This is a genomic window from Streptomyces sp. NRRL S-340 (assembly GCF_000720185.1).
Classification (GTDB): Bacteria; Actinomycetota; Actinomycetes; order Streptomycetales; family Streptomycetaceae; genus Streptomyces.
This window is the reverse complement of sequence record NZ_JOIY01000050.1, coordinates 15644-40868: the sequence shown is the minus strand read 5'-3', so window position 1 is coordinate 40868 and position 25225 is coordinate 15644. Positions and strand designations below refer to the sequence as shown.

Sequence of the window (25225 nt, the reverse complement as noted above, 5' to 3'; positions counted from 1 at the left end):
CCCGTCGGGCAGGCCCGGCCCCCGCTCCCGCCGGGCGGGGCCTCGCCCGGTCCGGCCGGGCGGGGCCTAGTCGATCTCCGCGGTCCCGACCCGCACCGCCCAGCGCTGTTCGACGCGGGCCACCTTCCAGTACGCCAGCGCCGCCGCCCACACCACCACGAACAGGCCGACGATGACGTACCCCACGTGGTCGAGGTCGAGTCCGGCGATCCAGCCGGTGACCGTGTCGCTCAGGTCGAGCTTGTCGTGCAGGACGCCGACCAGCTCGATCGTGCCGATGAAGAAGGCGACCGCGATGGACAGGCCGGTGATGGTCAGGTTGTAGAACACCTTGCGGACGGGGTTCGAGAACGCCCACTGGTAGGCGAAGTTCATGAACGTGCCGTCCAGGGTGTCGAACAGGCTCATGCCGGCCGCGAACAGCAGCGGCAGGCAGAGGATCGCGTACCAGGGCAGTCCGGCCGCCGCGCCGGAACCGGCCATCACCATCAGCGTGACCTCGGTGGCGGTGTCGAAGCCGAGGCCGAAGAGGAAGCCGAGCGGGTACATCTGGCCGGGCCGGGACACCGACTTGGTGAGGCGGCCCAGGATCCGGTTCATGAACCCCCGCGAATCCAGGTGGGCCTCCAGCTCCCGCTCGTCGTACGTGCCCGCCCGCATCGCCCGGAAGACCTTGAGGATGCCGACGAGGGCGACCAGGTTGAGGGCGGCGATGAGGTAGAGGAAGGAGCCCGAGACGGTGGTGCCGACGATGCCGAGCGTCTGGTGCGTACGGGAGTCGTCGTTCATCAGCGTGCCGGCGAGCTGGGCGCCGCCCGCCACCAGCGCGGCCATGGCCACCACCACGCTGGAGTGGCCCAGCGCGAACCAGAAGCCCACCGACACCGGCCGCTTGCCGTCGGCCATCAGCTTGCGGGTGGTGTTGTCGATGGCGGCGATGTGGTCGGCGTCGAAGGCGTGCCGCATGCCGAGGGTGTAGGCGGTGACGCCGAGGCCGATGCCGAAGGCCTTGGTGCCGACCTGGTAGTGCTCGGGGACGACGAGCAGGAACAGGATGCCGAAGGCGACGACGTGCAGGGCGGCTATCACCGCCAGCAGGCCCGCGGTCTTGAGGGTGTCCTCACGGCGCCAGCGGAAGGACGTCCGGGGGGCCGCCCCTCGGGGGGCGGACGTCGGCGTCGGGACAGGCTCGGGCAGGGTCATCCGGTATCACGCTCCAGCACCTCGTGGATCACTTCGTGAGCTGCCGTGGCCGGTCTCCTGGCTTAGGGGTCGTGCGCCCGCCCTCCCTGCCTTCCCGGTCGTGCGACCAGTGGCCCGGCGGATGCCGGACGGAAGGGGAACTCCCCGATCACAGTGGCGAGGGCCGCGTCGGCTTCGCACCGACTTCCCGAGCACCACGGCCCGCCCACGGTAGAGGGACGGACCGTCGCCTGCATAGCTGCATACCTGCGCAGGTGCCGAAGATCACCCCGCGGGCGCCTGCGAGGATGGGGGCATGCATCTCGTCCCTGCCGACCGCGCGGAGCGTCGCACCATCGACGGCCACCGGGTGTGCGACGCCATCGCGGCGATCGGGGAGCCCGGTCACGTCCGCGCGTGGGCGGAGCGCTTCTCGCTGCTGGCCGACCCCAAGCGGCTCGCCCTGCTGCTGGCCCTGCACCGCACCGGCCCGCTGGCCGTCTCCGACCTCGCCGTCGCCACCGGAATGAAGGACCCGGCGGTCTCCCAGGCCCTGCGGCTGCTGCGCGCGGCGGGCACCGTGGAGGGCGAGAAGGAGGGCCGCGTGGTGCGCTACCGGCTGGTGGACGAGGACGTACGGCACCTGCTGGAGCACTGCGCGGCGGACACGGACTGACATCACTGCACCCGGCCGGCCCGGCAGCCGGATGAGCGCCGGGCCCGGGCCACGCCGCCCCCGCCCGGTGCGACGCCCGTTCGGTCCCCCCGGTCCGGCGTCCGCGTCCGCCACGGCGGCCGTACTCGACCCGCCGTCCGCGTCTGCCCGTTGGCCACGTCCGCCACGCCGCCCGCACCCACCGCCGTCCACGTCCGTCACGGCGGCCGTACCCGTCGGGCGTTCGCGCCTGCCCGGCGGCCGTACCCGTCCGGTGCCGCGGCGCCGGCGGCCGGCGTTCGGGTCCGTGGGGCGCTTGCGGCCGTGCCGCGTCCGCACTCGTCCGGCGACCGCCCCCGCCCACTCGCCACGGCGCCCCGCCAGGCGCCGCCCCGTCGCCCCCGCCCCCGTCCGGTCGTCCCCCTGTGCGCCGGTACGGCACGGCGTGTTGGCTTTTCCGGTGATCTGGACAGATTCTCTGTGTCGCTCCGACGCACACAGAGGAGACCGCGTGACCGACCGCACCGACGACGCGCCGCCCGACCTGTCCTCCCGGAGTCCCGACTGGTGGCGGCAGGCCGTCGTCTACCAGGTCTACCCCCGCAGCTTCGCCGACGCCGACGGCGACGGACTCGGTGACCTCCGGGGCATCACCCAGCGGCTGACGCACCTCGCCGCCCTCGGCGTGGACGCCGTGTGGCTCAGCCCGTTCTACCCCTCCGAACTGGCCGACGGCGGCTACGACGTCACCGACCACCGGGACGTCGACCCGCGCCTGGGCACCCTCGACGACTTCGACGCGCTGGTCACCGAGGCGCACCGCCTGGGTCTGAAGGTGATCGCCGACATCGTCCCCAACCACAGCTCGCACCGGCACCGCTGGTTCCAGGAGGCGCTGCGGGCCGGGCCGGGCTCGACCGCCCGCGACCGGTACGTCTTCCGGGACGGGCGCGGCGCCCACGGCGAACTGCCGCCCACCGACTGGCAGTCCGTCTTCGGCGGCAGCGCCTGGCGGCGGGTGTCCGACGGACAGTGGTACCTGCACCTGTTCGCGCCCGAGCAGCCCGACTTCAACTGGGCGAACGAGGAGGTCCGCGCCGACTTCCGCACCACCCTGCGCTTCTGGTCCGACCGGGGCGTGGACGGCTTCCGCGTCGACGTGGCGCACGCCCTGGTCAAGGACCTCGACGAGCCGCTGCGCGACGTCGGGAACCTCGGCGCCACCGGCGAGGACGCGCTGCCGCACGTCGAGCCGGGCAGCCACCCGTACTGGGACCGCGACGAGGTCCACGAGATCTACCGTGACTGGCGCAAGATCTTCGACGCCTACACACCGCCCCGCACGGCCGTCGCCGAGGCCTGGGTGCCCGACGCGCGGCGCGCCCTGTACGCCCGCCCGGACGAACTGGGCCAGGCCTTCAACTTCGAGTACCTGCAGACCGGCTGGGACGCGGACGCGCTGCGCCGGACCATCGCCGCCTCCCTGGACACCGCCCGGGCCGCCGGCGCCTCGGCCACCTGGGTGCTGTCCAACCACGACGTGGTCCGCCACGCCTCCCGGCTGATGCTGCCGCCGGGCACGGACGAGAACGCCTGGCTGCTGTCCGGCGGCCGCGCGCCCGCCCTCGACGCGGAGGCCGGACTGCGCCGGGCCCGCGCGGCGACCCTGCTGATGCTGGCGCTGCCCGGTTCGGCCTACCTCTACCAGGGCGAGGAACTGGGCCTGCCCGAGGTGGCCGACCTGCCCACCGAGGTGCTCCAGGACCCGGTCTGGGAGCAGACCGGCCACGTCCGCAAGGGCAGGGACGGCTGCCGGGTGCCGCTGCCGTGGACGACGACCGGGCCGTCGTACGGCTTCGGCCCGGCCGGCGCCTGGCTGCCGCAGCCCGCGCACTTCGCGGCGTACTCCGTCCAGGCGCAGGACGGTGTGGCGGGCTCGACGCTGGAGCTGTACCGCACGGCGCTGCGGCTGCGCCGCAAACTGCTCGCGGGCGAGTCGCTGACCTGGGCGGAGGACACCCCGGAGGGCGTACTGGCGTTCGCCCGCCGTGACGGCTGGCGGTGTGTCACCAACCTCTCGGACACCGAGGTCGCGCTGCCGCCCGGTGAGGTGCTGCTGAGCAGCGCGCCGCTGAGCGGACGCCGGCTCGCCCCGGACACCACCGTGTGGCTCGCCTAGCCGGGGGCCCTGAGCAGAGGCCGGCCTCCGCCTGTCCCGCCCGCGCCGGCCGGCCTCCGCCCGGTCCGCCCGGTCCGCCCGCGCCCGGCCCGCTCACTCCGCCCTGGGGCCGGGCCCGGGCGCCGGGCCGCCGCCGGGGGCGGGAGCACGAAGTGGCGTCCGGCGGCGGGCAGGCCAGGCGATGCCGATCACCGGGACGGTCCCGCGGCAGCTCGCGTCCGGCGCGGGCGGCGGCCGGAGCGGCCCCCGGGCCCGGGCCGCCGGCCGCGGTGCGGACAATGATCACCACGGGGCCCGGGGTGATGCGGACGAGGGGGAGACGACGATGCCCGAGCGGCGCAGGTGCGCAGCGGTGATCGCGGCCTGTGCGGTGCTCGCGGGCTGCTCGTCCGCCGGCCAGGACGCCGGGAGCGGCCCGCGGGACGTGCTCACCCGGACCCTGGCGGCCGGTGACCGCCCCGCCGTGCCCGACCTCACCGGGACCTCCCTGGAGGGCCGGGAGATCCACCTGTCCGACTACCGGGGCAAGGTCGTCCTGCTCAACGTCTGGGCCCACTTCTGCGGCCCCTGCCGGGCGGAGGCCCCGGAACTGGACAGGATCCAGCGGGAGTGGTCCGCCCGCGGGGTGCAGGTGCTCGGCATCGCCGACGACAGCAGCCGCACCGCGGCGCTCCGGTTCCAGCAGGAGCACCACCTGAGCTACCCGTCCCTGCACGATCCGGCGGGCAAGCAGGTCCTGCGGCTGCCGCACGGCCTCGTGAGCACCCAGACGATCCCCTTCACCGTGGTCGTCGACCCGGAGGGCAGGGCCGCGGCCGTCCGGATCGGCACGACGTCCGAGACGCGGATGGCGAAGATCCTCACGCCGCTGCTGCCGGGCCCGGCGAAGGCGGCGGGCAAGCCGGAACACTGAACCGGGCGGACAATGACCGGGTGCACGGGATCCGTTCACAGGCCTCGCGAAGGGAACGACATGGCTGACCTGACCACCGGGACCCGGACCGTCGGTGTGCTGGGCACCGGCATCATGGGCGCCGCGATGGCCCGCAACCTCCTGCGTGCCGGACACACCGTCCGGGTCTGGAACCGCACCCCCGCCAAGGCCGGCCCCCTGGCCGCCGACGGCGCACAGGTCGCCGGCTCCGCCGCCGACGCGGTCCGCGACGCGGACGTGATCCTGACGATGCTGTACGACGGCGGCACGGTGCTGGAGGTGATGCGGGAGGCCGCGCCGGCGGCCCGCGCGGGCGCCGTCTGGGTGCAGTCGACCACCGCCGCGGTCGAGTCGGCCGGCGAACTCGCGGACCTGGCCCGCCGGTACGGCCTGCTCTTCTACGACGCCCCCGTGCTCGGCACCAGGCAGCCCGCCGAGGCGGGGCAGCTCACCGTGCTGGCCGCCGGGCCCGCCGAGGGCCGTGAGGCGGTGGCGCCCGTGTTCGACGCGGTCGGCGCGCGCACGGTGTGGGCCGGCGAGGACGGCGCGGCGGCCGGGGCGACCCGGCTGAAACTGGTGGCCAACAGCTGGGTCGTCGCGGTCACCGCGGCCACCGGCGAGACGCTGGCGCTGGCCAAGGGGCTCGGCGTGGACCCGGCGGGTTTCTTCGACCTGATCTCCGGCGGCCCGCTCGACATGGGCTACCTGCACGCCAAGGCCGGGCTCATCCTCGACGGCGGGCTGCTGCCGCCGAGTTTCGCCGTGAACACCGCGGAGAAGGACGCACGTCTGATCGTCGAGGCCGGTGAGCGGCACGGTGTGCGCCTCGACGTGGCCGCCGCGAGCGCGGAGCGCTTCGCCCGCGCCGCCGCCCAGGGGCACGGCGGCGAGGACATGGCCGCGGCCTACTTCGCCAGCTTCGACGAGCCGCGGTCCGAGGCGGGCTGACCGGGCGTCAGCCCAGGCAGAGGACCAGCAGGCAGAGCTGCGGGGACGACGGGGAGGACGGGGAGGAGGGGGACGCCGGGTCCGTGGCGGCGGAGCCGGCCGGCGCGGTGCCGGAGGAGGAGCCGCCCGCCGCACCGGAACCGGACGACGGATGCTGCGCCGTCGTACCCGAGGAGCCGGCCGGGGCCGCACCGCCGGTGCCCGAAGCGGAGGACGATCCGGAGGAACCGGAACCGGAACCCGAGCCGGAGGAGTGGTCGGGGGCCGTGGTCCCGGACGTGTCCGCGTGGTGGTCCTGGCCGGCCGCCGCGTGCGGGGAGCCCGGCCCGGCCGGGTCCACCGCCGCGGGCGGGGCGGCGGCGTAGGGGCGGACGCCCTCCGGCGCGGTGGCGTCGAGGGAGGCCCCGGCGGACGTGGACCGGGTGTGCGCGGGGCCGGTCGCGGAGGTCCGGGCGGGGGAGGCGGGCTTCGCGTGCCGGGCGCCGGGGGAAGGTGCCGTCCCGTCCGGCTGGGCGGGCTGCGCGGCCAGGCCGTCCGGGTGCAGGGCCTCCGGTGCGGAGGCGGCCTGGGCGCTGTCGGCGGTGTGCCGGTCCATCGAGGCGACGGTCAGACCGCCGCCGACCAGGGCCACCGCCGTGGCGACCAGGGCCCGGCGCTGTGTCTTCTTCCAGCGGGCCTGCTGCCGGCGCCGCGCCGCCCGGCCCGGCCGCTGCCGCACCGGCGCCCCGTCCGGCGCCGCCGACGGCAGGTCCTCCGTCACCGGCAGGTCCAGGGAGTCCGGGCCGCCCGGATCGGCCGGGCCCCCGGCGGCGGCGAGGGGTGCGCCGGGCTCCGCGAAGGGCTCGTGAGCCGGGTCCGCCGCCGGGCCCGGGGCGAACGGCACCGCCGCGTCGGCGGTGGCGTTCGGGGCTATGTCCGGCGCGTACGCCCCGCAACCGGGGCAGACCAGAGCACCGTTGAGGTGCCGTCGGCATGTGGAGCAGTAGTCCATGCGGGTCTTCCTGGGTCGGCTGCCGGGCGGCCAGTCACGCTAACAAGCGCTCCGGGGCCCTGTGTGGAGCCTGTGTGACACTCCTGCGCGGATTCGGCGCCCGGTCTCGTCCGCCGGAAGGATGTGGCACCCCCTCATGATCGCCGAGGATGACGGGGACATGCTCGGACCCGAGGGAAGGGAAGTCCCTTGCGCATCCGCAGGATCGCCGCAACCGCCGTCGCCGCCACCGTCCTGTCACTGACCCCCGCCGCCGCCCCCGCGGCCTTCGCCGGCACCTTGGCCGCCGGTCCCGCCGCCTCCGCGCCGGCCGCCTCCGCCCTGGACCCCGCGGCCCTGGGCAGCGCGCTCGGCGCCGTGCACGACGCGGGCATGTACGGCATCTACTCGTCCGTCCGCGACGGCGGCCGGCGCTGGGCCGGCGCGTCCGGCGTCGCCGACGTGGACACCGGACGCCCGGTCCGGCCGGACATGCGGCACCGGGTGGGCAGCATCAGCAAGTCCTTCGCCGCGGTGGCCGTGCTCCAGCTGGCCGAACGCGGCCGGATCCGCCTGGACGCGCCCATCGGCGACTACCTGCCCGGCCTGATCCCGGGCGAGCGCGGGCGGCGGATCACCGTCCGCATGCTGCTGAACCACACCAGCGGCATCGGCGACTACGTCGTGGGTGCCTTCCCGTCCCTGGCCAAGGGCTCGACGGCCAGCCTCGACGAGGAGCGGTTCCGCTCCATCCGGCCCGAGGAACTGGTCCGCCTGGGCCTCGCCGCGCCCGCCACCGGAGCGCCCGGCGCGCTGCCCGGCCACTACTCCAACACCAACTACGTCATCGCCGGACTGCTCCTGGCCAAGGTCACCGGCCAGGACCCGGAGGCGTACATCACCCGCCACGTCATCGACCGGGCCGGGCTGCACCACACCTCCTACCCGCGCACCCCGGCGATCCGGGGCCCGCACGCGCGGATGTACGAGAACTTCTACGGCCTGATCGACCCGCCCCGCGACTACAGCGTCTACGACATGTCGTGGGCGTACACGGCGGGCGCGGTGGTCTCCACCACCGACGACCTGAACCGCTTCTACCGCGCCCTGCTCACCGGCCGTCTGATCGGGCCGGCCGCGCTCGAGGAGATGCAGCGCACGGTCCCGGTGGACGGCATGGACTACGGCCTCGGCCTCTACGCCGTCGACATCCCCGGCTGCGGACGCTTCTGGGGCCACGACGGGGCGGTGTTCGGCGCCGGGACCATCGCGCTGTCCAGCCCGGACGGCAGGCGGCAGGTCGCGGCCGGCTGGAACCTGATGAAGTACGAGCGCCTGAACGCCGACAACACCGGCTTCGAACCGAGCCCGGTCGACGAGGCCCTCAACCGTTACGTCATCGGCGCCCTGTGCGGGCCGTCCGCGCCCGCGCCGCAGGTGAGGGCCGCCGCCCGCACCGTCCTCGACGGCGCCGACCTCTCTTCACCCGCCTGGGCTAGGGTGCTGCGCTGAACCGTACCCGGCCGATCCGCATCTGACTGGGCGGCCATGTGACGGAAGGACGGAACGTGCGGAACGGCGAGAGAGCGGCGGGCACGGCCGGCGGCGGTGGGCGGCTCGGCCGCATCGGCCGCTACCCCCTGCGCCGGCACACCGCTCTGCTGACCGGGTGGACGGTCCTGTGGTTCCTGGTGGCCGAACGGCACGGGGCCGTGTCCTGGCACTATCTGAGGAGCGGTGAGGAACTGCTCTTCAACCAGGTGCCGGGCGGCGGCCTCGCGCTGTACGCCCACCACCCGGAACTCCAGATCGGCCCGGTCTCCTTCCTCGTCGCCGCGCTGTTCGGGCCGTTCCCGGCCGCCCTGGGCGAGAACCTGGCCGAGGCGTTCATGTCCGGCCTGGGCCTGTACATGCTGGTGCTGATCGGCCGGACGGCCGCCGAGTACGGCCTGGGCACCGGGACCAACCACAAGCGCCTCCAGCAGCGCGTCCTGGTGGCCGGTGCCGCCTTCATCCCCATGTGGGTGGAGGTCTCGGTGCGGTTCGCGCACCTGGACGACGTGCTGGCGCTGTTCTTCACCACCCTGGCGGTCCGTGCCCTGGTGCGCGGCAACGCCACCGCCGTCGGGGTGTTCCTCGCGCTGGCCGTGGACTCCAAGCCGTGGGCGGTGGGCTTCCTGCCGCTGCTGCTGGCGCTGCCCAGGCCCGGCCGGCTGCGCGCGGCGGCCTGGACGGTGGGTCTGGTGGCCGCCGCCTGGCTGCCGTTCTACCTGACCCACCTGGAGACGTTCGCCGCCGCCCGGTTCACCATCCCCAACCAGCCGGCCTCCGCGCTGCGCTGGTTCGGGGTGAACGACCCGGCCACGCCCTGGTGGGACCGGCCCGCCCAGATGGGACTCGGGATCGCGCTCGGCGCGCTGGCGGTGCGCCGGGGCCGCTGGGCGGCCGTGGTGGTGCTCGCCGCCGACGCGCGGATCGTGCTGGACCCGAGCGTGTACACGTACTACAACGCCTCCGTGCTGCTCGGCACGCTCATCTGGGACTCGGTGGGGCAGCGGCGGCTGGTGCCGTGGGTCAGCTGGATAGCGCTGATCTCGCTGTACGGCAGCGCCCTGCTGGTGCCCTCGGACTCCGCGCAGGGCCTGATCCGGCTGGCGTTCGCGGCCGGTTCCGCGCTGTACGTGCTGTTCTGGCCGCAGCGCCGGCCGCGCCGGGGGCAGGGGGCCGCGGCACGGACCCTGCACCTGCCGGGGCAGCGGCGCGCGCCGGACGGCTCTCAGGCCCGGTCGGTCAGCTCCTCGGCGTAGACCTGGGAGAGGGGCTGCGGGCCCACGTAGCGCCGGCAGTTGCACTGGCCCGGCTCGTAGCGCAGCGGCTTCTTGTTCTCGTCCCAGGCGGTGGGCACCTCCACGCGTTCGTGGCAGCGGCCGCTCCGGTCGTGCTTGGCGAGGTGGTGCGTGCACCCGCAGACGGGCTCGGGTGGCTGGTGGGCGGCCTCGACGGCCGGCCGCTCCGCCTTCTGTGCCTCCATCAGCTCCAGCTTGCGCTGGTGCCGGTTGCGCAGCGCGGTGCGCACGGTGTCGGCGAACCAGGCGAAACCGCCGGTCCAGAACAGGATGAGCACCCACCAGATCCAGTTCATCTCTCCCCCGCCCCTTGCCCGGCGCGGCCGCCCGGCACCCGCTCGCCGTGGAGCGCCGGTGCCGCGTCCGCGCACTCCAGCACGGGCTCAGGACAGACAACCGCGGGCCGTGTGGCAGGGGGCTCGACGGGGGCGGCGGCGCGAAGGCCGCGCGGCAACCGCAGGCGGCGCCAGGCACGTTCGTGGACCAGGGCCAGGACGATCGCGGCGGCCACCGCGATGAGGTGCTCGCGTCCGGCCAGGTTGGGCCGGACGATCGACTCGACGACCATCGAGCCGCCGGTGAGGAAGAAGACGACCGGGGCGCGGCGGACCACGGAGAGGTAGGTGAACAGGCCCACGACGGCCGCCGACGGACCGGTGTCGAGGACGTGGCCGGTCTCCGGGGGCAGGCCGAGCCCCCACCACCCCGGCCCGATCGCGATCATCACGCGCACGGTGAAGGTGCCGGCGAGGGTGGCGGCGTAGGAGATGAACAGGGTGCGGGCGCGGCCCAGGGTGAGTTCGGCGAGGGCGAAGGCGAGGAAGAGCTGGGTGATGCCCGCCCAGACCGGCAGGTCCAGGGCGGGCACGTAGAGGGAGACGGGGGTGCGGGCCAGGGCCAGCCACAGCGGCAGGTCGGCCTGGACGCCGCCGACCGCCCGGACCGCCGCCTCACCGGCCGGGTGCTGGGCGACCGCGTGGAAGAAGATCACGCCGAAGGCGGCCACGAAGGCGAGCACCAGGCCGGACAGGCCGCGGCGCAGCAGCTGCCGCACCGGGTCGACGACCATGGCGTGCCACTCGCCGCGCAGGGTGCGTACGACGAACAGCGCGAGCCGGGACACCGTGTCCCGCCCGCGCCGTCGGGCGTTGGGCCCGCCGGGTCTCACACCGTCGCCCTGTCCGGCTCCACCGGGCTTCCGTTCCGTTGCACCACCGCTCGGCTCCTCGAAGCAGTTCCCACCCAAACGTGCGCACAACCGTATGGACCGGAATCCGGCCCCGCGCGTTGCCCGGAGCCGGGGTGATGTGTCTCAGCGCACGGGCGCCCGGCCCGGCCGGCGCCCGGCCAGTGTGCCCCGGACGGCCCCGCCCCGGGAGCGGTACACGACGTAGGGGCGGGCCAGATAGCCGAGCGGGGCGGCGAAGGCGTGCACCAGACGGCTGAAGGGCCACAGCGCGAACAGGGCCATGGCCAGCAGCGCGTGGATCTTGTAGACGAGCGGCGCGTGGGCCATGGCGGTGACGTCGGGGTCGAGGGTGAACAGGCTGCGGAACCAGACGGAGACGCCGAGCCGGTAGTCGTAGGGGTTGGCCGCCGAGGAGACGGTGGCGGTCAGCCCGGCGAGCAGGACGAGGGTCAGCAGCGGGTAGGTCAGGCGGTCGCCGCGGCTGGTGGCCTGCCGCACGGCGCGTACGCGCAGCCGCCGGTACAGCAGCAGGCCGAGTCCGGCCACGGCGGCGACGCCCGCGGTGCCGCCCATGGCCAGGGCGACCACGTGGTACTGCTCCTCGCTGACCCGCAGCCGCCGGGTCAGCGCCTCGGGGACGAGCAGGCCCATGACGTGGCCGCCGATGACCAGGAAGAGGGCGTAGTGGAAGAGGGGACCGCCGACCCTGAGCATGCGGGACTCGTGGAGCTGGCTGGAGCGGGTGGTGAAGCCGAAGCGGTCGTAGCGGTAGCGCCAGGCGGTCCCGGCGACCAGCACGACCAGGGCGAGGTAGGGCAGCACGCCCCACAGGGCGATGTTCAGGTGCTGCGCGTGCAGGTGGGGAGGGTTCATCAGCGGCGTACTCCTTCGTCGCCCGGCGCGTGCCGGACGGGGTACGGCACGGGCAGGGGCACGGAGACGGGCGGGGGGAAGGGCAGCAGGTGCGGCTCGGCGGCCGGGTGCGCGGGGCGCGCCGGGGCGGGCGCGCCGGCGGGCAGGGTGGTCAGGACCGCGCGGACCACGTCGGCGTAGGGGCTGTGGTGGGTCTCCAGGCCGTGGGCGAGCAGGGCGATGGCCGGGCGGTGCTCCTGGAGGAGACCGGTGCCGGGGCCGGGACAGCGGGCGGCGAACTCCAGCAGGGAGGGCAGGTGGTCGGGGAGTTCGCCGGGGGGCGGCTCCCAGCCGTGCTCGCGGTAGACGGCCTTGAGCGCGGCGAGGGCGGCGCCCCGGCGGCGGGTGTCGCCGTCGGTGTAGTGGGTCAGGTGCAGGGTGCGGCGGCGGGTGCGGTCGAAGGTGGCGACGTAGCCGGCGGCCAGGTCCATCGGTGCGGTGCCGGCCGCCCACCGGCAGAAGCGCAGCAGCAGGGCCGGGGCCTCGCCGGGCAGCGGGCCGATCGCGCCGGCCACCGTCTCGCGCCGGTGCGGCCAGTCCTCGCCGGGATGGTCCAGGAGCAGGGCGGCGGCCTGGTGGACCGCCCGGTGCAGGTTCATCCCTCGGCGCTCCCGGTGGCGGACCGGTCGGGGAAGAGGCCGCGGGGCCTGCCGCGCCCGTTCCAGTTGAGCAGGTTGACCCGGCCGCGCAGCGCGGACCGCTCGGCCGGGGCGGCGGCCGGGACGGGGGAGGCGTGGAAGGCGCCGGCGCCGTCGGTGCCGTACATGCCGGGTCCGCCGTCGCCCTCCAGGCTGCAGCCCGACTCGTGCGGGCCGCCCGCGCCGCCGTCGGCGACGTACGTGGTGGGGATGACGTACCGCTCCTCGTACTTGGCCAGCGCGAGCAGCCGGTACATGGCCTCCAGGCCGCGTTCGTCCATGCCGACGCCGCGGGCGATCGCCGGGTCACGGTCCTCGCCGAGGTTGACGCGGCGCATGTGGGCGCGCATCGCGGCCAGCCGGCACAGGGCGGCCTCCACCGGGGCGGTGTCGCCCGCGGTGAACAGCCCGGCCAGGTACTCCAGCGGGATGCGCAGCGCGTCGATGGCGCCGAACAGGGGGGCCGGGTGCTCGCCGTCGTGGCCGCTGCGGGTGAGCGCGTCGACCACCGGGGAGAGCGGCGGCACGTACCAGACCATGGGCATGGTGCGGTACTCCGGGTGCAGCGGCAGGGCGATGCGGTACGTCGTGATGAGGTCGCGCACCGGGGAGCGGCGGGCCGCGGTGATCCAGTCGTGCGGGATGCCGGAGTCCTCGGCGGCGCGCACCACCTCGGGGTCGTGCGGGTCGAGGAAGCAGCCGAGCTGGGCCTCGTACAGGTCCTTCTCGTCGGCGACGGAGGCGGCCTCGCCCACCTTGTCGGCGTCGTACAGCATCACGCCGAGGTAGCGCAGCCGGCCCACGCAGGTCTCCGAGCAGACGGTCGGCTCGCCGGCCTCGATGCGCGGGTAGCAGAAGGTGCACTTCTCGGCCTTGCCGGTGCTGTGGTTGAAGTACACCTTCTTGTACGGGCAGCCGCTCACGCACATCCGCCAGCCGCGGCAGCGGTCCTGGTCGACGAGGACGATGCCGTCCTCGATGCGCTTGTAGAGCGCGCCGGAGGGGCAGACGGCCACGCAGCTCGGGTTGAGGCAGTGCTCGCAGATGCGCGGCAGGTGGAACATGAACGCCTGCTCGTACTCCAGCCTGACCCGTTCGTTCATCGACTTGAGCACGGGGTCGGCGGACAGGTGCTCGGGGCCGCCGCCGAGGTCGTCGTCCCAGTTGGGGCCCCAGGTGACGTCGGTGGGGCGGCCGTCGATCAGGGAGCGCGGGCGGGCGGTGGGCAGGTCGTCGCCGAGCGGGGCGGAGATGAGGGTGTCGTAGTCGTAGGTCCAGGGCTCGTAGTAGTCCTTGAGCGAGGGGAGTTCGGGGTTGGCGAAGAGGCGGGCGAGGCGGCGGGCGCGGCCCCCGGAGCGCGGGACCAGCCGGCCCCTGCCGTCCAGCCGCCAGCCGCCCTTCCACCTGTCCTGGTCCTCGTGGCCGCGGGGGTAGCCCTGGCCGGGGCGGGTCTCGACGTTGTTGAACCAGGCGTACTCGGTGCCGGTGCGGTTGGTCCAGGTCTGCTTGCAGGTGACCGAGCAGGTGTGGCAGCCGATGCACTTGTCGAGGTTCATGACCATGGCGACCTGACTCAAGACGCGCATGTCAGTACTGCACCTCCTGGGCGCGGCGGCGGATGACGGTGCGGGCGTCGCGCTGGTTGCCGGTGGGCCCGTAGTAGTTGGGGGCGAAGGAGAGCTGGGCGTAGCCGCCGATGAGGTGGGTGGGTTTGACGAGGATGCGGGTCAGCGCGTTGTGCACGCCGCCGCGCCGGCCGGTGGTCTCGGAGCGCGGCACGTTCACCAGGCGTTCCTGCACGTGGTACATGAACACCGTGCCGGGCGGCATGCGGTGGGAGACGACGGCGCGGGCGACGACGACCCCGTTGGGGTTGACCGCCTCCACCCAGTCGTTGTCGGCGGCGCCGATGGCCTCGGCGTCGGCGACGCTCATCCAGATCACCGGGCCGCCGCGGGCCAGGGTCTGCATGAGCAGGTTCTCCTGGTACTCGGAGTGGATGGACCACTTGGAGTGCGGGGTGAGGTAGCGGACGCTGACCTCGCGCTCGCCCGCCACCGTCTCGGCGGTCAGGTCCAGCGGGGGCCGGTAGACGGGCAGTTGCTCGCCCAGTTCGGCCATCCAGTCGTGGTCCAGGTAGAAGTGCTGGCGGCCGGTGAGGGTGTGCCAGGGCTTCTTGTGCTCGGTGTTGACGGTGAAGGGCGAGTAGCGCCGGTCGGGTGCCTCCTTGCCGGACCACTCGTAGCTGGTGCCGACCTGGACGGGCCGCTGCTGGGTGTCGGAGAAGACCACGCGCCGCTCGTGCACGGCCTCGGCGAGCGTCTCGAACCCGGCCTCGGGCCCGCAGCGTTCGGCGAGGCGTTCGAAGCCCTCGGCCGCGATCCGGCCGTTGGTGGTGCCGGACAGGGCGAGGATCGCCTCGCACAGCTTCACGTCGGTGTCGAGCAGCGGGCGGCCCCGGACCGGGCCGGGGCCCGCGGCGGTGCCGCAGCGGGCGCCGAGCCAGCGCACCTCGGGACCCGGCCGGACGGTGACGCCCTTCACGGTGACGCCCTGCTGCTCGCACAGCGGTCCGAGCGCGGCCAGCCGGTCGGCCACGGCGGTGTAGTCCCGTTCCACCACGGTGAACTGCGGCAGGTCGCGGCCGGGCACGGGGGAGCGCCCCTCCTCGCGCCAGTCCCGGACGGTGCCGCCGGGCTGGGCGGTCTCGCCGGGGGTGTCGTGCTGCTGCGGGGTGGCCACCAGGTCGTACGCCACGTCGAGGCGGCCGGCGGCCAGTTCGCTGAACTTCCGGGCCAGCGCGTGGAAGATCTCGAAGTCGGTGCGGGCCTGCCAGGGCGGATTGATCGCGGGCGAGAAGGCGTGCACGTAGGGGTGCATGTCCGTGCTGGACAGGTCGTGCTTCTCGTACCAGGTGGCGGCGGGCAGGACGAGGTCGGCCATCAGCGTGGTCGAGGTCATCCGGAAGTCGAGGGCGAGCAGCAGGTCGAGCTTGCCGCGCGGCGCCTCCTCGTGCCAGGTCAGGTCCCGTGGCCTGGACTCGGGCGGCGCCTCGGCCGCGTGCGCGTTGTCGCTCGCGCCGAGCAGGTGGCGCAGGAAGAACTCGTTGCCCTTGGCGGAGGAGCCGATCAGGTTGGCCCGCCACACGGTGAGCACGCGCGGCCAGTTCTCCGGGGCGTCCGGGTCCTCGCAGGCGAACGACAGCTTGCCCGCCGCAAGTTGGGACGCCACCCACTCGCCGGGCTCGTGCCCGCTCTCGCGCACCGCGCGGCCCAGGTCGAGCGGGTTGGCACCGAAGGCGGGCGCGGACGGCATCCAGCCGAGCCGCGCCGACTGCGCCACCAGGTCGGCGGTGTGCCGGCCGGCGAACAGGCCCTTGCCGGTGGACGCGGCGAGCGTGTCGGCGCCGTGGCCGTCGTAGCGCCACTGGTCGGTGTGCAGGTACCAGTACGGGGTGCCCGCGACCTGCCGGGAGGGGCGGACCCAGTCGGCGGCGGACTGGAGCTGCTGCCAGCCCGCGTAGGGCCGCACCTTCTCCTGGCCGACGTAGTGCGCCCAGCCGCCGCCGTTGACGCCCTGGCAGCCGGTGAGCAGCAGCAGGGTGAGGAAGGAGCGGTAGATCGTGTCGGAGTGGAACCAGTGGTTGGTGCCCGCCCCCATGACGATCGTGCAGCGGCCCCGGGACTGCTCCGCCGTGCGGGCGAACTCCCGTGCCACCCGCACCACCGCCGCGGCCGGCACCGACGTGATGGCCTCCTGCCAGGCGGGTGTGTGCGGCTGGGAGGCGTCGTCGTAACCGTCGGGCCACTCGCCGGGCAGCCCCTCGCGGGCGACGCCGTACTGGGCGAGGAGCAGGTCGAAGACGGTCGTCACCCGCCGTCCGCCCACCTCCCGCACCGGCACGCCGCGCACCGAGCAGCCCCCGGGCTCCTGGCCGTCGAAGCGGGGCAGCAGCACGCGTGCGCTGTCGCCGCCGCCCCCCGGCCGGTGGAAGGTCAGTTCGGGCTCGACGTCCCCGAGGTCCAGGTTCCAGCGGCCCTCGCCCAGCTTGGACCAGCGGTCGCCGAGGGTGCCGTGGGGGACGACGGGCCGTCCGGAGACGGCGTCGAGGAGCACCGGCTTCCACCGGGCGTCCTCCCCCGACTCCTCGTCGAGGCCGAGCATCGCCGCGGTGACGAACTTGCCCGGCACCCAGGACCCCCGCCGGCGCGGGTCCTCCTCCAGCTCGATCAGGAAGGGCAGGTCGGTGAAGCGGCGGACGTAGTCGGTGAAGTACGGGACCCGGCGGCGCACGAAGAACTCGGTGAGGATCACGTGCCCCATGGCCATCGCCAGCGCCCCGTCGGTGCCGGGGTGCGGGTGCAGCCACTCGTCGGCGAACTTGGTGGCGTCCGCGTAGTCCGGCGAGACCACGACGACCTTCTGGCCGCGGTAGCGGGCCTCGGTCATCCAGTGCGCGTCCGGGGTCCGCGTCACCGGCACGTTCGATCCCCACAGCATCAGGTACGCGGCGTCCCACCAGTCCCCGGACTCCGGCACGTCCGTCTGGTCGCCGAAGACCTGCGGGGAGGCGATCGGCAGGTCCGCGTACCAGTCGTAGAACGACACCATGGGCGCGCCGATCAGCGACATGAACCGGGCGCCGACCGCGTGCGAGGCCATCGACATCGCCGGGATCGGGGAGAACCCGGCGATCCGGTCCGGCCCGTGCGCGGCGATGGTGTGCACATGGGCGGCGGCGGCGATCTCCAGGGCCTCGTCCCAGCCCACCCGCACCAGGCCGCCCTTGCCGCGCGCCGCCTGGTAGCGGCGCCGCCTGTCCGGGTCCGAGGTGATCTCGGCCCAGGCGGCCACCGGGTCGCCCAGCCGGTCGCGGGCCTCGCGGTACATCTCCAGGAGCACACCGCGGGCGTGCGGGTAGCGCACCCGGGTCGGCGAGTACGTGTACCAGGAGAACGAGGCGCCGCGCGGGCAGCCGCGCGGCTCGTACTCGGGCCGGTCGGGGCCGGTGGAGGGGTAGTCGGTCTCCTGGGTCTCCCAGGTGATCAGCCCGTCCTTGACGTACACCTTCCACGAGCAGGATCCGGTGCAGTTCACGCCGTGCGTGGAGCGCACCACCTTGTCGTGCGCCCAGCGCTCCCGGTAGGGGGCGTCGTTGACGCCCTGGTCGGTGCGGAAGACCGCCCGCAGGTCGGGAGTGGTCACGGAGCGTCGCAGTATGCGCCCCGCCTGAAGCAACTGATCGGCGGCCAGGGCCGCCATTCGTTCCGCTTCCTTTCGTGCCGCGCGCCGTCCCACTGCGCTCACATCCCCTATGAAGTCGGCGGCACACCGGCCGCGGGTGGTCACGCCCGGACGGCCGGTGCTGGTGGGGCCAGCCTTACGCATCGGAACGGTGCGTTCCCATAGGGCTACGCAGAGTTGAGCATAGCTATACAGGGCCTTTCTTTGCGCTTTGCAATAGTTGCACCAAGCAAGGGTCCGGAAAGCTATGTTTCGGCTCGCTTGCGGCTGGGCATGCTCCGCCGACCACGGCTGTGCAGCGCGACCGCGGCGGGGACGGCTGTGAACACCGACGAGTACGTCCCGACGGCGAGCCCGACGAGCAGCGCGAGCGCGAAATCGGCCAGGGAGTCCCCGCCCAGGACGGCCAGAGAGCAAAGAATGAGCAGGGCGCCCGCCCCGGTGTTCACGGTCCGGGGCAGCGTCTGCGCGACCGCCAGATCGGCGAGCCGGTCCAGCGGCGCCCGGGGCTCGCGCCGCACCAGTTCCCGCACCCGGTCGAAGACCACGACCGAGTCGTTCACCGAGTAGCCGGTCACGGTGAGCAGCGCGGCCAGGAACACCCCGTCCAGCGGCTTGCCCAGCCAGGCGAAGACCCCCACGAGGACGACCACGTCGTGCGCGAGGGCGGCGACCGCCGCCGTGCCGAACAGCCACCGGAAGCGGACCGCGAGGTACAGCAACTGGGCGCCCAGGGCCACCGCGAGCGCGATCAGGGCGTCCCGGCGCAGTTCCTCGCCCAGACTCGGACCGATCAGCTCGTCGCGCACGGTCCGCGCACCCCCGCCCAGCGAGGCGACGGTGCGCTTCACCCCGGCCGCCTCGGCGTCGGTCAGCTCCCCGGCGCGCACGGTCAGCCCGCGCTCCCCGGAGGACTGCACGACCGCCCGGCCGAGCCCCGCGCCGGCCAGCGCGGCACGGGCGCGCTCGGGGTCCACGGCCCGCACGGTCTCGTACGCGATCATCCGGCCGCCGGTGAACTCGACGCCGAACTGCGGGCCGCGCACCAGGACGCCCGACCCGGCGAGCACCAGCACCACGGCGGACACGGCCAGCAGGCGGCGCGGCCGGCGCATCAGCCGCGGCGCCCGCCGCACCAGCGCGTCGCGCACCCGCCCGGTGGTGGCCAGCCCGGTGGCTCCGGGGCGGCGGCGCACCCACCGGCGGCCGACGGCGAGGTCGGCGAGCGCCCGGGTCACCACCAGCGCGCTCACCATGGACGCCAGGACACCGATGCCGAGCGTGACCCCGAAGCCGCGCACCGGACCCGAGGCCAGGAAGAACAGCAGCCCGGCCGCGATCAGCGTGGTCACGTTGGAGTCGGCGACGGCGCTGAAGGCGTTGCGGAACCCGGCGCTCAGCGCCGAGCGGACGGTGGGCCGGTGCCGGGAGGCGTACTCCTCCCGGGCACGCTCGAAGACCAGCACGTTGGCGTCGACGGCCATGCCGATCGCCAGCACGAAGCCGGCCAGGCCCGGCAGGGTCAGCGTCGCACCGAGCGCGGCCAGGGCGGCGTAGGAGATCAGCCCGTAGCAGAGCAGCGCCACCGCCGCCAGGACGCCCATCAGCCGGTACATCACGACGATGAACAGCGCGGTCAGCGCGGTGCCGACGGCCGCTGCCCAGGCGCTCGCCGTGATGGCCCGCGCGCCGAGGGTCGGGCCGACGGTCTGCTGCTCCACCGTCTCGACCGGTACGGGCAGGGCGCCGCCGCTGACCAGCAGGGCCAGTTCGCGGGCCTCGCGGTCGCCGAAGGAGCCGGTGATCTGCGTGGAGCCGCCCGTGATGCCCGTGCCGCAGCCGACCGAGGGATCGACCTGGGGCGAGGAGATGATCCGGCCGTCCAGCACGATCGCGACCCGGCGCGCGGGGTCGCCGACCGGCCGGCACGCGGCCCGGCCGGTCAGCTCCGCCCAGCGGTCCTGACCCGTCCGGTCGAAGCCGACGGTGACGTGCCACCCGGCGCCGCTCTCCGCGTCGAAGCGGGCGTCGGCGCCCCGCACGTCCTTGCCGGTCAGGGCGGGCGCGGCGAGCCGCAGCCGCTGCCCGGACCCGTCGGGCAGGACCTGTTCGCCGGCGGGGGCTCCGGCGGAGGGGGGCGCGGTGGCGCCGGTGCGGGCGCCGCCGCCGGGCGTGCCGGTGCCGGCCGGGCCGAGGACCGGGTGGAAGGTCAGCTGGGCGGTGCGGCCCAGCACGCGCGCGGCCTCCTTCGGGTCCTGGACGCCCGGCAGCTCGACGATGATCCGGTGCGCGCCCGAGCGGACGAGGACCGGTTCGGCGACACCGAGCGCGTCGACCCGGCCGCGCAGCACCTCCAGGGTGCGGTCGGTGGCCGCGCGGCCGGCCTCGGCGGTCGGTGTGGACCGGGTCTCCAGCACGATCCGGGTGCCGCCGCGCAGATCGAGTCCGAGACGGACGGGCACGGTCAGGGTGACGTACAGGGACACGGCGACGACGGCGAGGGCGAACAGCGCCCTCACCCGGGCGGAGCGGATCAACGGATGCCTCCGGCGGCACGCAAGGGGTGAGTGGAGCGAGGGGTCAGGTGCCGGAGGGCGCGGGCGGGGCGCGGTCCCGGCCGGGGACCGCGGGGGCGGGGGAGGCGGCGGCGGGAGCGGGGGACGGCGGTGCGCGTCCGGGGCCCGGCGCGGGGACCGCGGTGACGGGGGCGGCGGTGACGGGGTGGCCGGGCGCGGCCGGACGTTCGCGCTGCGGCTCGGGCCGCGGCCCGGCGTGGAGGACGCAGGCGGCGGGGCAGGGGGCGGTGGCGCGGGGGGAGGTGTCGCTGCGGGGGCCGCCGGTGTGCGCGGCGGGGGCGGCAGTGCCGCGAGGATCGCCGGTGTGCGCGGCGGGGGTGCCGCGGGGGGCACCGGTACGGGGAACGGGGGTGTGGCGAGGGTCGCCGGTGTGCGGGGCGGGGGCCGGGACGGAGACGTGGGCGGAGGGGTGCGCGGTCGTGCCGTTCGCCGTGGCGGCCGGGAGGAAGGCGTGGGCGGAGGGGTGCGCGGGCGTGGCGGCCACCGGGTGCCCCGTGGCCGTCGCGTCCGCCGCGAAGGCCCGGAGCACGGGCGGCAGGAGCAGCAGGGCGGCCGCCAGCAGGACGAGGAGCGCCGGGGCGGTGCTGCGTGACACGCGGTGCATGCGCCGTTCCCCTTCCTGCGGGCCGGTCGGTGGCGGTCGTACCCGGGACCCCGGCCGGGGAGTGGCGGCCGGGATCCCGGGTGGTCGTGGGGGTGGCGGCACCCGGCCGTACGGGGACGGGGACCGCGACGGGGACGGGGACGGCCGCGCAGCGGTGCGGCGGTCAGGGTTCGACCAGTCCGGCGCGGATGGCGTACCGCGTGAGTTCGAGGCGGTCACGCAGGCCCAGCTTGTGCAGCAGGTTGGCGCGGTGCCGCTGGACCGTCTTGATGCTGATGAACAGGATCCCGGCGATCTCCTTGGAGGAGTGGCCCTCCGCCACCAGCTTGAGGACCTCCTCCTCGCGGGGGGTCAGGACCTGGTCGGGGGTCTCCTCGCCGTGCCGGACCCGGTCCAGGTAGTTGCGGATCAGCGCGGTCACCGCGCCCGGGTACAGGAACGGTTCGTCGCGCATCGCGGCCCGGCAGGCGGCGACCAGGTCGCGGTCGGCGACCGACTTCAGCACGTAGCCGCAGGCGCCGGCCTTCAGCGCCTGGAAGAAGTACTGCTCGTTGTCGTGCATCGTGAGCATGAGGATGCGCAGGTCCGGCTTGAGGGAGGCCAGTTCACGGGTGGCCTGCAGACCGGTCAGCCGGGGCATGGCGATGTCCAGGACCGCGAGGTCGACGTCGTGCGTGCGGGCCATCTCGATGGCCTCCGCCCCGTCGCCGGCCTCGGCGACCACTTCGAGGTCCGGTTCCTGGTCGAGGATGAGCCGCACGCCGCGCCGGACCAGCGCGTGGTCGTCGGCGAGCAGGATGCGGACGGGCGCCGGGGCGCGGCCGGTGCCGGTGCGGGGGTGTGCGGGCCGGTCGCCGGGCACGGGTGCGGGTGCGGCAAACCGGTCGTCGGACAGGGGCACGTGCATGGTCAGGGTCGCTTTCCGGGGACGGGCGCGGTGAGCCGGACACGGGTGCCGGGGCCGCTCGCGGGGCTGGTGGCGTCCCGCGGGGCGGTGGCGCTCGCGGGGCCGGTGGCACCCGCCGGGCCGGGGGCGTCCACCGGGTCCGGGAGGCCGGCCGGGCGTGCGGCGCCCGCCGGACCCCCGGTGTTCGCGGGTGCGGTGGTCGCGGGGCGGCGTGCGGCGTCCGCCGGACGTGCGGTGCCGCCGGGTCCTGGGACGGCCGCCCGGCCCGCGCCGTCCGCCGGGCCGGTGGCGTCGCCGATGTCCAGGGCGGCCCCGATGAGCAGGGCGCGCTCGCGCATTCCGCGGATGCCGGCCCCCTCGCAGGCCGTCCTGATGCCGCGGCCGTCGTCGGTGACGGCCAGCACCACGGCGCCCTCGGCGCGGCGGAGGCTCACCTCGACGCGTTCGGCCTCCGCGTGGCGGGCGGCGTTGGTCAGGCTCTCCTGGGCGACCCGGTAGAGGACCAGCTCCGTCTCGGGCTCCAGGGCGGGCAGGCCGGGGTCGAAGCGGCGTACGACCTCCAGTCCGGTGTGGGTGGCGAAGTCCGAGGTGAGCGAGGTCAGCGCGCTGATCAGGCCGAGGTCGTCCAGGACACCGGGCCGCAGCCGGCGCACCAGCCGGCGCACCTCGTCCAGGCTCTCCCGGGTGATCTCCCTGGCCTGGTGCAGCTCGTCGCGCAGCGGCGGCCCGGCCTGGTCGGCCGCCCGCTTGAGCGCCAGCAGGGTCGCGGTCATGCTCTGTCCCACCTCGTCGTGCAGTTCCTGCGCGATACGGCGCCGCTCGGCCTCCTGGGCGAGCAGGACCCGGGCGCTGCTGGTGGCGCGCTCCTGTTCCAGCCGGTCGAGCATGGCGTTGAACGTGCGGATCAGCTCGGCGACCTCGCCGCCGCCCGCGGCGGGCAGCCGCTGGCCCGGCCGCAGCAGGTCGACGGTGGTCATCAGCTTCGTCAGCCGGTCCAGCGGGGCCAGGCCCCAGCGCAGCAGTGCCGCGTTGGCGACGAGCATGACGACGAGTCCGCCGACCAGGATGACGGCCTCGGTCAGCACGACCGGTACGGAGACGGTCACCGGGGCCCACAGCAGCAGCGCGGTGGCCGAACCGAGCACCACGGCGTTGAGCCCGAAGATCCGCCAGAACAGCGACACCGGGGTCGTTCCTCCTCACCTGACGCGGCCCGCGCACCTGACGTGACCGACGTGGCCTGTACTCCTCCACTGTCGGCCATCGCACGTCGCGGGCGGGCCGCGGGCCCCGTCCCGGTCGTCCCGCCCTGCCGTACGCCCTCCGCAGGGGCGTACGCCTTCCGTGGTGCCGCACGCCCGTCGTGGTGACGTGGTGACGTGGTGACCTCGTGGTGTCGTGCCGTACGCCGTCGAGCCTCCCGCCTGCCGGGCCACCGCGTCGATGGGTCGTGGCGCCCATTTCGCGGGGCGCGCCCCACCCATGTCCGCCGGTCCGCCCGGTCCGGTCCGCCCGGTGTGGATCCCGCGACCCCGCGCAAATGGGTTCCGGGACCGATGGCCGCCGGCCGCCGCACGCGCCAGGCTGACGAACGCACGCCCCCGTCCCCGTCCCCGCCCCTCCTTCGGAGAAAGGATCCGCCATGCCCTCCGACGCCATCCGGACCGCGCCCCGCCTCGAACGCCTCACCGCCGAGGAGGCCCGCCGGCGACTCGAACACGCCCGGGGCACCCGGCTGGTCCAGCTCCAGGCGCTCACCGACACCGGGCAGAGCGCGGACGACCACCTGATGTCCGCCCAGCGCGACGCCATCGGGCGGGTGCTCAAGGAGATCGACGCCGCCTTCGCCCGCATCGAGGACGGCACCTACGGCACCTGCGTGGCCTGCGCCGCACCGGTCCCCGCCGAGCGCCTGGAGATCCTCCCCTACACCAGCCACTGCGTCGCCTGCCGGCGCGGGGCGGTCTGACCGCCCGCCGGCAGGCCCTGCCCGCACTCGTCTCCCGCCCTGCCCGAGGGGTGAACCGGTGAACCACCAGACCATCGCCGACCACGGCACGCGACCGCCGCGCCGTTCCCCGTCCTCCGGCGCGCCACGCTCCGGCGCGCTGACCGCCGAGGACCTCGCCGCGCTCCGCGAGAGCCTGCACGAGCAGCGCCTGTTCCGGCGGGAGCAGTTGCAGCAGATCACGGCCGCCGCGCTCTCCCGCGCGGACGCCCTGCTCGAACAGCGGGCCGCCGCCCAGGTCGAGGTCCGCGTCCAGCTCGCCGCCTCCGCCCGGATGGTCCTGGCCGACGTGGAGGCGGCCCTCGCGCGCATGGACGACGGCAGCTACGGCGCCTGCCACCTGTGCCGGGGGCCGATCGCGCGCGAGCGCCTGGAGATAGTGCCGCAGGCGCGCTACTGCGCCCGCTGCCAGCAGGTCAGGGAGGCGGACAGGTGACGCTGTCCCGCGGGCCGTGGCCGGCGCGCTGCCCGTGGCCGGTGCCCCGCGCCGGCTGCGGCGTCGCCCTCGACCTGGGCAGTGCCCGCACCCGGGCGTGGGTGGCCGGCCGGGGCCTGGTCCTGGACGTGCCGACGGTGACCTTCCCCGGTGCCGGGGCCGCGTACCCGATCCAGCGGGGCACGATCGTCGACACCCCGGGCACCGCCCGCATGCTGTCCCGCCTGCTCGCCCACCGGCTGCCCCGCTTCGGCCGCCCGCTGGTCGTGATCACCGCGCCCGTGCTGGACGGCGTCGCCTTCCGTGCCCAGGCCCGTACGGCCCTGCAGGTGCTGCGCCCGCGCGGTGTCCTGACCGTCCCGGGCGCCCGCGCGGTCGCGCTGGGAGCGGGCGCCGACCTGTCCCGGCCGCTGCTCGTCGTCGACGTCGGCGCCCAGCTCACCGAGGTGGTGCTGCTGGCGGACGGCGCGGTCGTCGACGCGCGCCGCACCGCGCTCGGCACCGGTGATCTGGACACTGTCGCCCCGGCGGAGATCGGCGGGGCGGTGGCCGCCATGGTGAGCGCGATGGAGCGCCAGGACCGGACCACGCTCACCGCGGACGCGCTGCGCCGGGGCGCGCTGCTGGCCGGCGGCGGCGCCCTGCGCCCCGAGATCGTCCACCGGCTCACCGGCCGCCTGCACACCCCTCTCGTTCCCGTGGCGGCCCCGCACACGGCGGCCGTCCGGGGCGCGGCCACCCTCCTGCGAGCGGCCCGCGCCCACCCGTCGACGGGAGGCCCCCTCCCTCTCCGCTCCCCTCTCCGCCGGCCCCTTCGGTGACGCCCCTCGCGGGATCACGAGGGGCGGAGCACCGGCGGAGTCTTCCCGGCCGCCGTCGCCGACCGCCCCGCCCGACGCCCTCACCGGGCCGCGCCCCGACGCCGGTCCTGCGGGAGCCTCACGAGCGACGGACGGCAACACCGTGTCCCGGACGGGGCGCCGGACGCACCGGACCG

21 protein-coding genes and 1 riboswitch are annotated in these 25225 nt (G+C 75.1%); of the genes, 9 read left to right on the top strand and 12 right to left on the bottom strand.

The window, feature by feature from the left end; all coding sequences use genetic code 11:
• Nucleotides 1-66: 66 nt before the first annotated feature.
• Nucleotides 67-1203: a HoxN/HupN/NixA family nickel/cobalt transporter gene (locus IG64_RS31370; protein ID WP_037862320.1), complete on the bottom strand. Its 1137-nt coding sequence runs from the start codon at nt 1201-1203 to the stop codon at nt 67-69.
• Nucleotides 1204-1232: 29 nt separating this feature from the next.
• Nucleotides 1233-1417, bottom strand: a riboswitch (cobalamin riboswitch).
• Nucleotides 1418-1498: 81 nt separating this feature from the next.
• Between IG64_RS31370 and IG64_RS31365 the strand changes: the two genes are divergently transcribed.
• From IG64_RS31365 to IG64_RS31350, 4 genes are all read left to right on the top strand, one after another.
• Nucleotides 1499-1858 carry an ArsR/SmtB family transcription factor gene (locus tag IG64_RS31365; RefSeq protein WP_037862318.1) on the top strand — a complete coding sequence of 120 codons (360 nt, stop codon included), beginning with the start codon at nt 1499-1501 and terminating at the stop codon, nt 1856-1858.
• A gap of 490 nt (nt 1859-2348) precedes the next feature.
• Nucleotides 2349-4016, top strand: coding sequence for a glycoside hydrolase family 13 protein (locus tag IG64_RS31360; protein WP_037862315.1), 1668 nt, complete (start codon nt 2349-2351; stop codon nt 4014-4016).
• Nucleotides 4017-4341: 325 nt separating this feature from the next.
• On the top strand, nt 4342-4929 hold the full coding sequence (locus IG64_RS31355) for a TlpA family protein disulfide reductase (protein WP_037862360.1): 588 nt from the start codon (nt 4342-4344) through the stop codon (nt 4927-4929).
• Nucleotides 4930-4989: 60 nt separating this feature from the next.
• Nucleotides 4990-5898, top strand: a complete 909-nt coding sequence (locus IG64_RS31350) for an NAD(P)-dependent oxidoreductase (RefSeq protein ID WP_199811688.1) — start codon at nt 4990-4992, stop codon at nt 5896-5898.
• A gap of 7 nt (nt 5899-5905) precedes the next feature.
• Here the strand turns inward: IG64_RS31350 and IG64_RS41305 are convergent, their stop codons facing one another.
• Nucleotides 5906-6889 carry an SCO2400 family protein gene (locus IG64_RS41305; RefSeq protein ID WP_037862313.1) on the bottom strand — a complete coding sequence of 328 codons (984 nt, stop codon included), beginning with the start codon at nt 6887-6889 and terminating at the stop codon, nt 5906-5908.
• 189 nt (nt 6890-7078) lie between these two features.
• Between IG64_RS41305 and IG64_RS31340 the strand changes: the two genes are divergently transcribed.
• Entirely contained in the window at nt 7079-8380 is a 1302-nt protein-coding gene (locus IG64_RS31340; protein ID WP_037862310.1) for a serine hydrolase domain-containing protein, read from the top strand.
• A gap of 56 nt (nt 8381-8436) precedes the next feature.
• The gene (locus tag IG64_RS31335; protein WP_037862308.1) at nt 8437-9675 is read left to right on the top strand and encodes a hypothetical protein; all 1239 of its coding nucleotides are present in this window, start codon (nt 8437-8439) and stop codon (nt 9673-9675) included.
• Here the strand turns inward: IG64_RS31335 and IG64_RS31330 are convergent.
• The 10 genes from IG64_RS31330 to IG64_RS31285 form a co-directional block, all read right to left on the bottom strand.
• Entirely contained in the window at nt 9645-10010 is a 366-nt protein-coding gene (locus tag IG64_RS31330) for a hypothetical protein (RefSeq protein WP_037862305.1), read from the bottom strand. The genes IG64_RS31335 and IG64_RS31330 overlap by 31 nt on opposite strands.
• Nucleotides 10007-10837 (bottom strand): hypothetical protein, encoded by an 831-nt coding sequence (locus IG64_RS31325; protein WP_234438672.1) that lies wholly within the window; start codon nt 10835-10837, stop codon nt 10007-10009. The genes IG64_RS31330 and IG64_RS31325 overlap by 4 nt, the downstream gene beginning before the upstream one ends.
• 189 nt (nt 10838-11026) lie before the next feature.
• Complete coding sequence (narI, locus tag IG64_RS31320) at nt 11027-11776, bottom strand: respiratory nitrate reductase subunit gamma (protein WP_037862301.1); 750 nt, start codon at nt 11774-11776, stop codon at nt 11027-11029.
• Nucleotides 11776-12414 (bottom strand): nitrate reductase molybdenum cofactor assembly chaperone, encoded by a 639-nt coding sequence (gene narJ / locus IG64_RS31315; RefSeq protein WP_037862300.1) that lies wholly within the window; start codon nt 12412-12414, stop codon nt 11776-11778. Before narJ ends, narI begins: the two co-directional genes overlap by 1 nt.
• Nucleotides 12411-14039, bottom strand: a complete 1629-nt coding sequence (gene narH, locus IG64_RS31310) for a nitrate reductase subunit beta (RefSeq protein WP_037862299.1) — start codon at nt 14037-14039, stop codon at nt 12411-12413. Before narH ends, narJ begins: the two co-directional genes overlap by 4 nt.
• Nucleotide 14040: 1 nt before the next feature.
• Entirely contained in the window at nt 14041-17715 is a 3675-nt protein-coding gene (locus IG64_RS31305; protein WP_037862297.1) for a nitrate reductase subunit alpha, read from the bottom strand.
• A gap of 227 nt (nt 17716-17942) precedes the next feature.
• Nucleotides 17943-20234, bottom strand: a complete 2292-nt coding sequence (secD, locus tag IG64_RS31300; protein WP_037862295.1) for a protein translocase subunit SecD — start codon at nt 20232-20234, stop codon at nt 17943-17945.
• Between the two features lie 43 nt (nt 20235-20277).
• Nucleotides 20278-20877 (bottom strand): hypothetical protein, encoded by a 600-nt coding sequence (locus tag IG64_RS37740; protein ID WP_051813543.1) that lies wholly within the window; start codon nt 20875-20877, stop codon nt 20278-20280.
• Between the two features lie 163 nt (nt 20878-21040).
• Complete coding sequence (locus IG64_RS31290) at nt 21041-21784, bottom strand: response regulator (RefSeq protein WP_234438671.1); 744 nt, start codon at nt 21782-21784, stop codon at nt 21041-21043.
• Nucleotides 21785-21786: 2 nt separating this feature from the next.
• Nucleotides 21787-22968 (bottom strand): sensor histidine kinase, encoded by a 1182-nt coding sequence (locus tag IG64_RS31285; protein ID WP_037862294.1) that lies wholly within the window; start codon nt 22966-22968, stop codon nt 21787-21789.
• Nucleotides 22969-23426: 458 nt separating this feature from the next.
• Between IG64_RS31285 and IG64_RS31280 the strand changes: the two genes are divergently transcribed.
• The 3 genes from IG64_RS31280 to IG64_RS31270 are packed head-to-tail and all read left to right on the top strand — an operon-like array spanning nt 23427 to nt 25049.
• Entirely contained in the window at nt 23427-23753 is a 327-nt protein-coding gene (locus IG64_RS31280) for a TraR/DksA family transcriptional regulator (protein ID WP_037862293.1), read from the top strand.
• Nucleotides 23754-23811: 58 nt separating this feature from the next.
• On the top strand, nt 23812-24228 hold the full coding sequence (locus IG64_RS31275; protein WP_199811687.1) for a TraR/DksA C4-type zinc finger protein: 417 nt from the start codon (nt 23812-23814) through the stop codon (nt 24226-24228).
• Nucleotides 24225-25049, top strand: a complete 825-nt coding sequence (locus tag IG64_RS31270; RefSeq protein WP_037862292.1) for a rod shape-determining protein — start codon at nt 24225-24227, stop codon at nt 25047-25049. Before IG64_RS31275 ends, IG64_RS31270 begins: the two co-directional genes overlap by 4 nt.
• Nucleotides 25050-25225: the final 176 nt, after the last annotated feature.

Coding starts and splice junctions, on each gene's coding strand:
- IG64_RS31330 (WP_037862305.1), bottom strand. CDS start 10,010: ATGAACTGGATCTGGTGGGTGCTCATCCTGTTCTGGACCGGCGGTTTC.
- IG64_RS31305 (WP_037862297.1), bottom strand. CDS start 17,715: ATGGCGGCCCTGGCCGCCGATCAGTTGCTTCAGGCGGGGCGCATACTG.
- IG64_RS31370 (WP_037862320.1), bottom strand. CDS start 1,203: ATGACCCTGCCCGAGCCTGTCCCGACGCCGACGTCCGCCCCCCGAGGG.
- IG64_RS31350 (WP_199811688.1), top strand. CDS start 4,990: ATGGCTGACCTGACCACCGGGACCCGGACCGTCGGTGTGCTGGGCACC.
- narJ (WP_037862300.1), bottom strand. CDS start 12,414: ATGAACCTGCACCGGGCGGTCCACCAGGCCGCCGCCCTGCTCCTGGAC.
- IG64_RS31355 (WP_037862360.1), top strand. CDS start 4,342: ATGCCCGAGCGGCGCAGGTGCGCAGCGGTGATCGCGGCCTGTGCGGTG.
- IG64_RS31280 (WP_037862293.1), top strand. CDS start 23,427: ATGCCCTCCGACGCCATCCGGACCGCGCCCCGCCTCGAACGCCTCACC.
- IG64_RS31290 (WP_234438671.1), bottom strand. CDS start 21,784: ATGCACGTGCCCCTGTCCGACGACCGGTTTGCCGCACCCGCACCCGTG.
- narH (WP_037862299.1), bottom strand. CDS start 14,039: ATGCGCGTCTTGAGTCAGGTCGCCATGGTCATGAACCTCGACAAGTGC.
- narI (WP_037862301.1), bottom strand. CDS start 11,776: ATGAACCCTCCCCACCTGCACGCGCAGCACCTGAACATCGCCCTGTGG.
- IG64_RS37740 (WP_051813543.1), bottom strand. CDS start 20,877: ATGCACCGCGTGTCACGCAGCACCGCCCCGGCGCTCCTCGTCCTGCTG.
- IG64_RS41305 (WP_037862313.1), bottom strand. CDS start 6,889: ATGGACTACTGCTCCACATGCCGACGGCACCTCAACGGTGCTCTGGTC.
- IG64_RS31365 (WP_037862318.1), top strand. CDS start 1,499: ATGCATCTCGTCCCTGCCGACCGCGCGGAGCGTCGCACCATCGACGGC.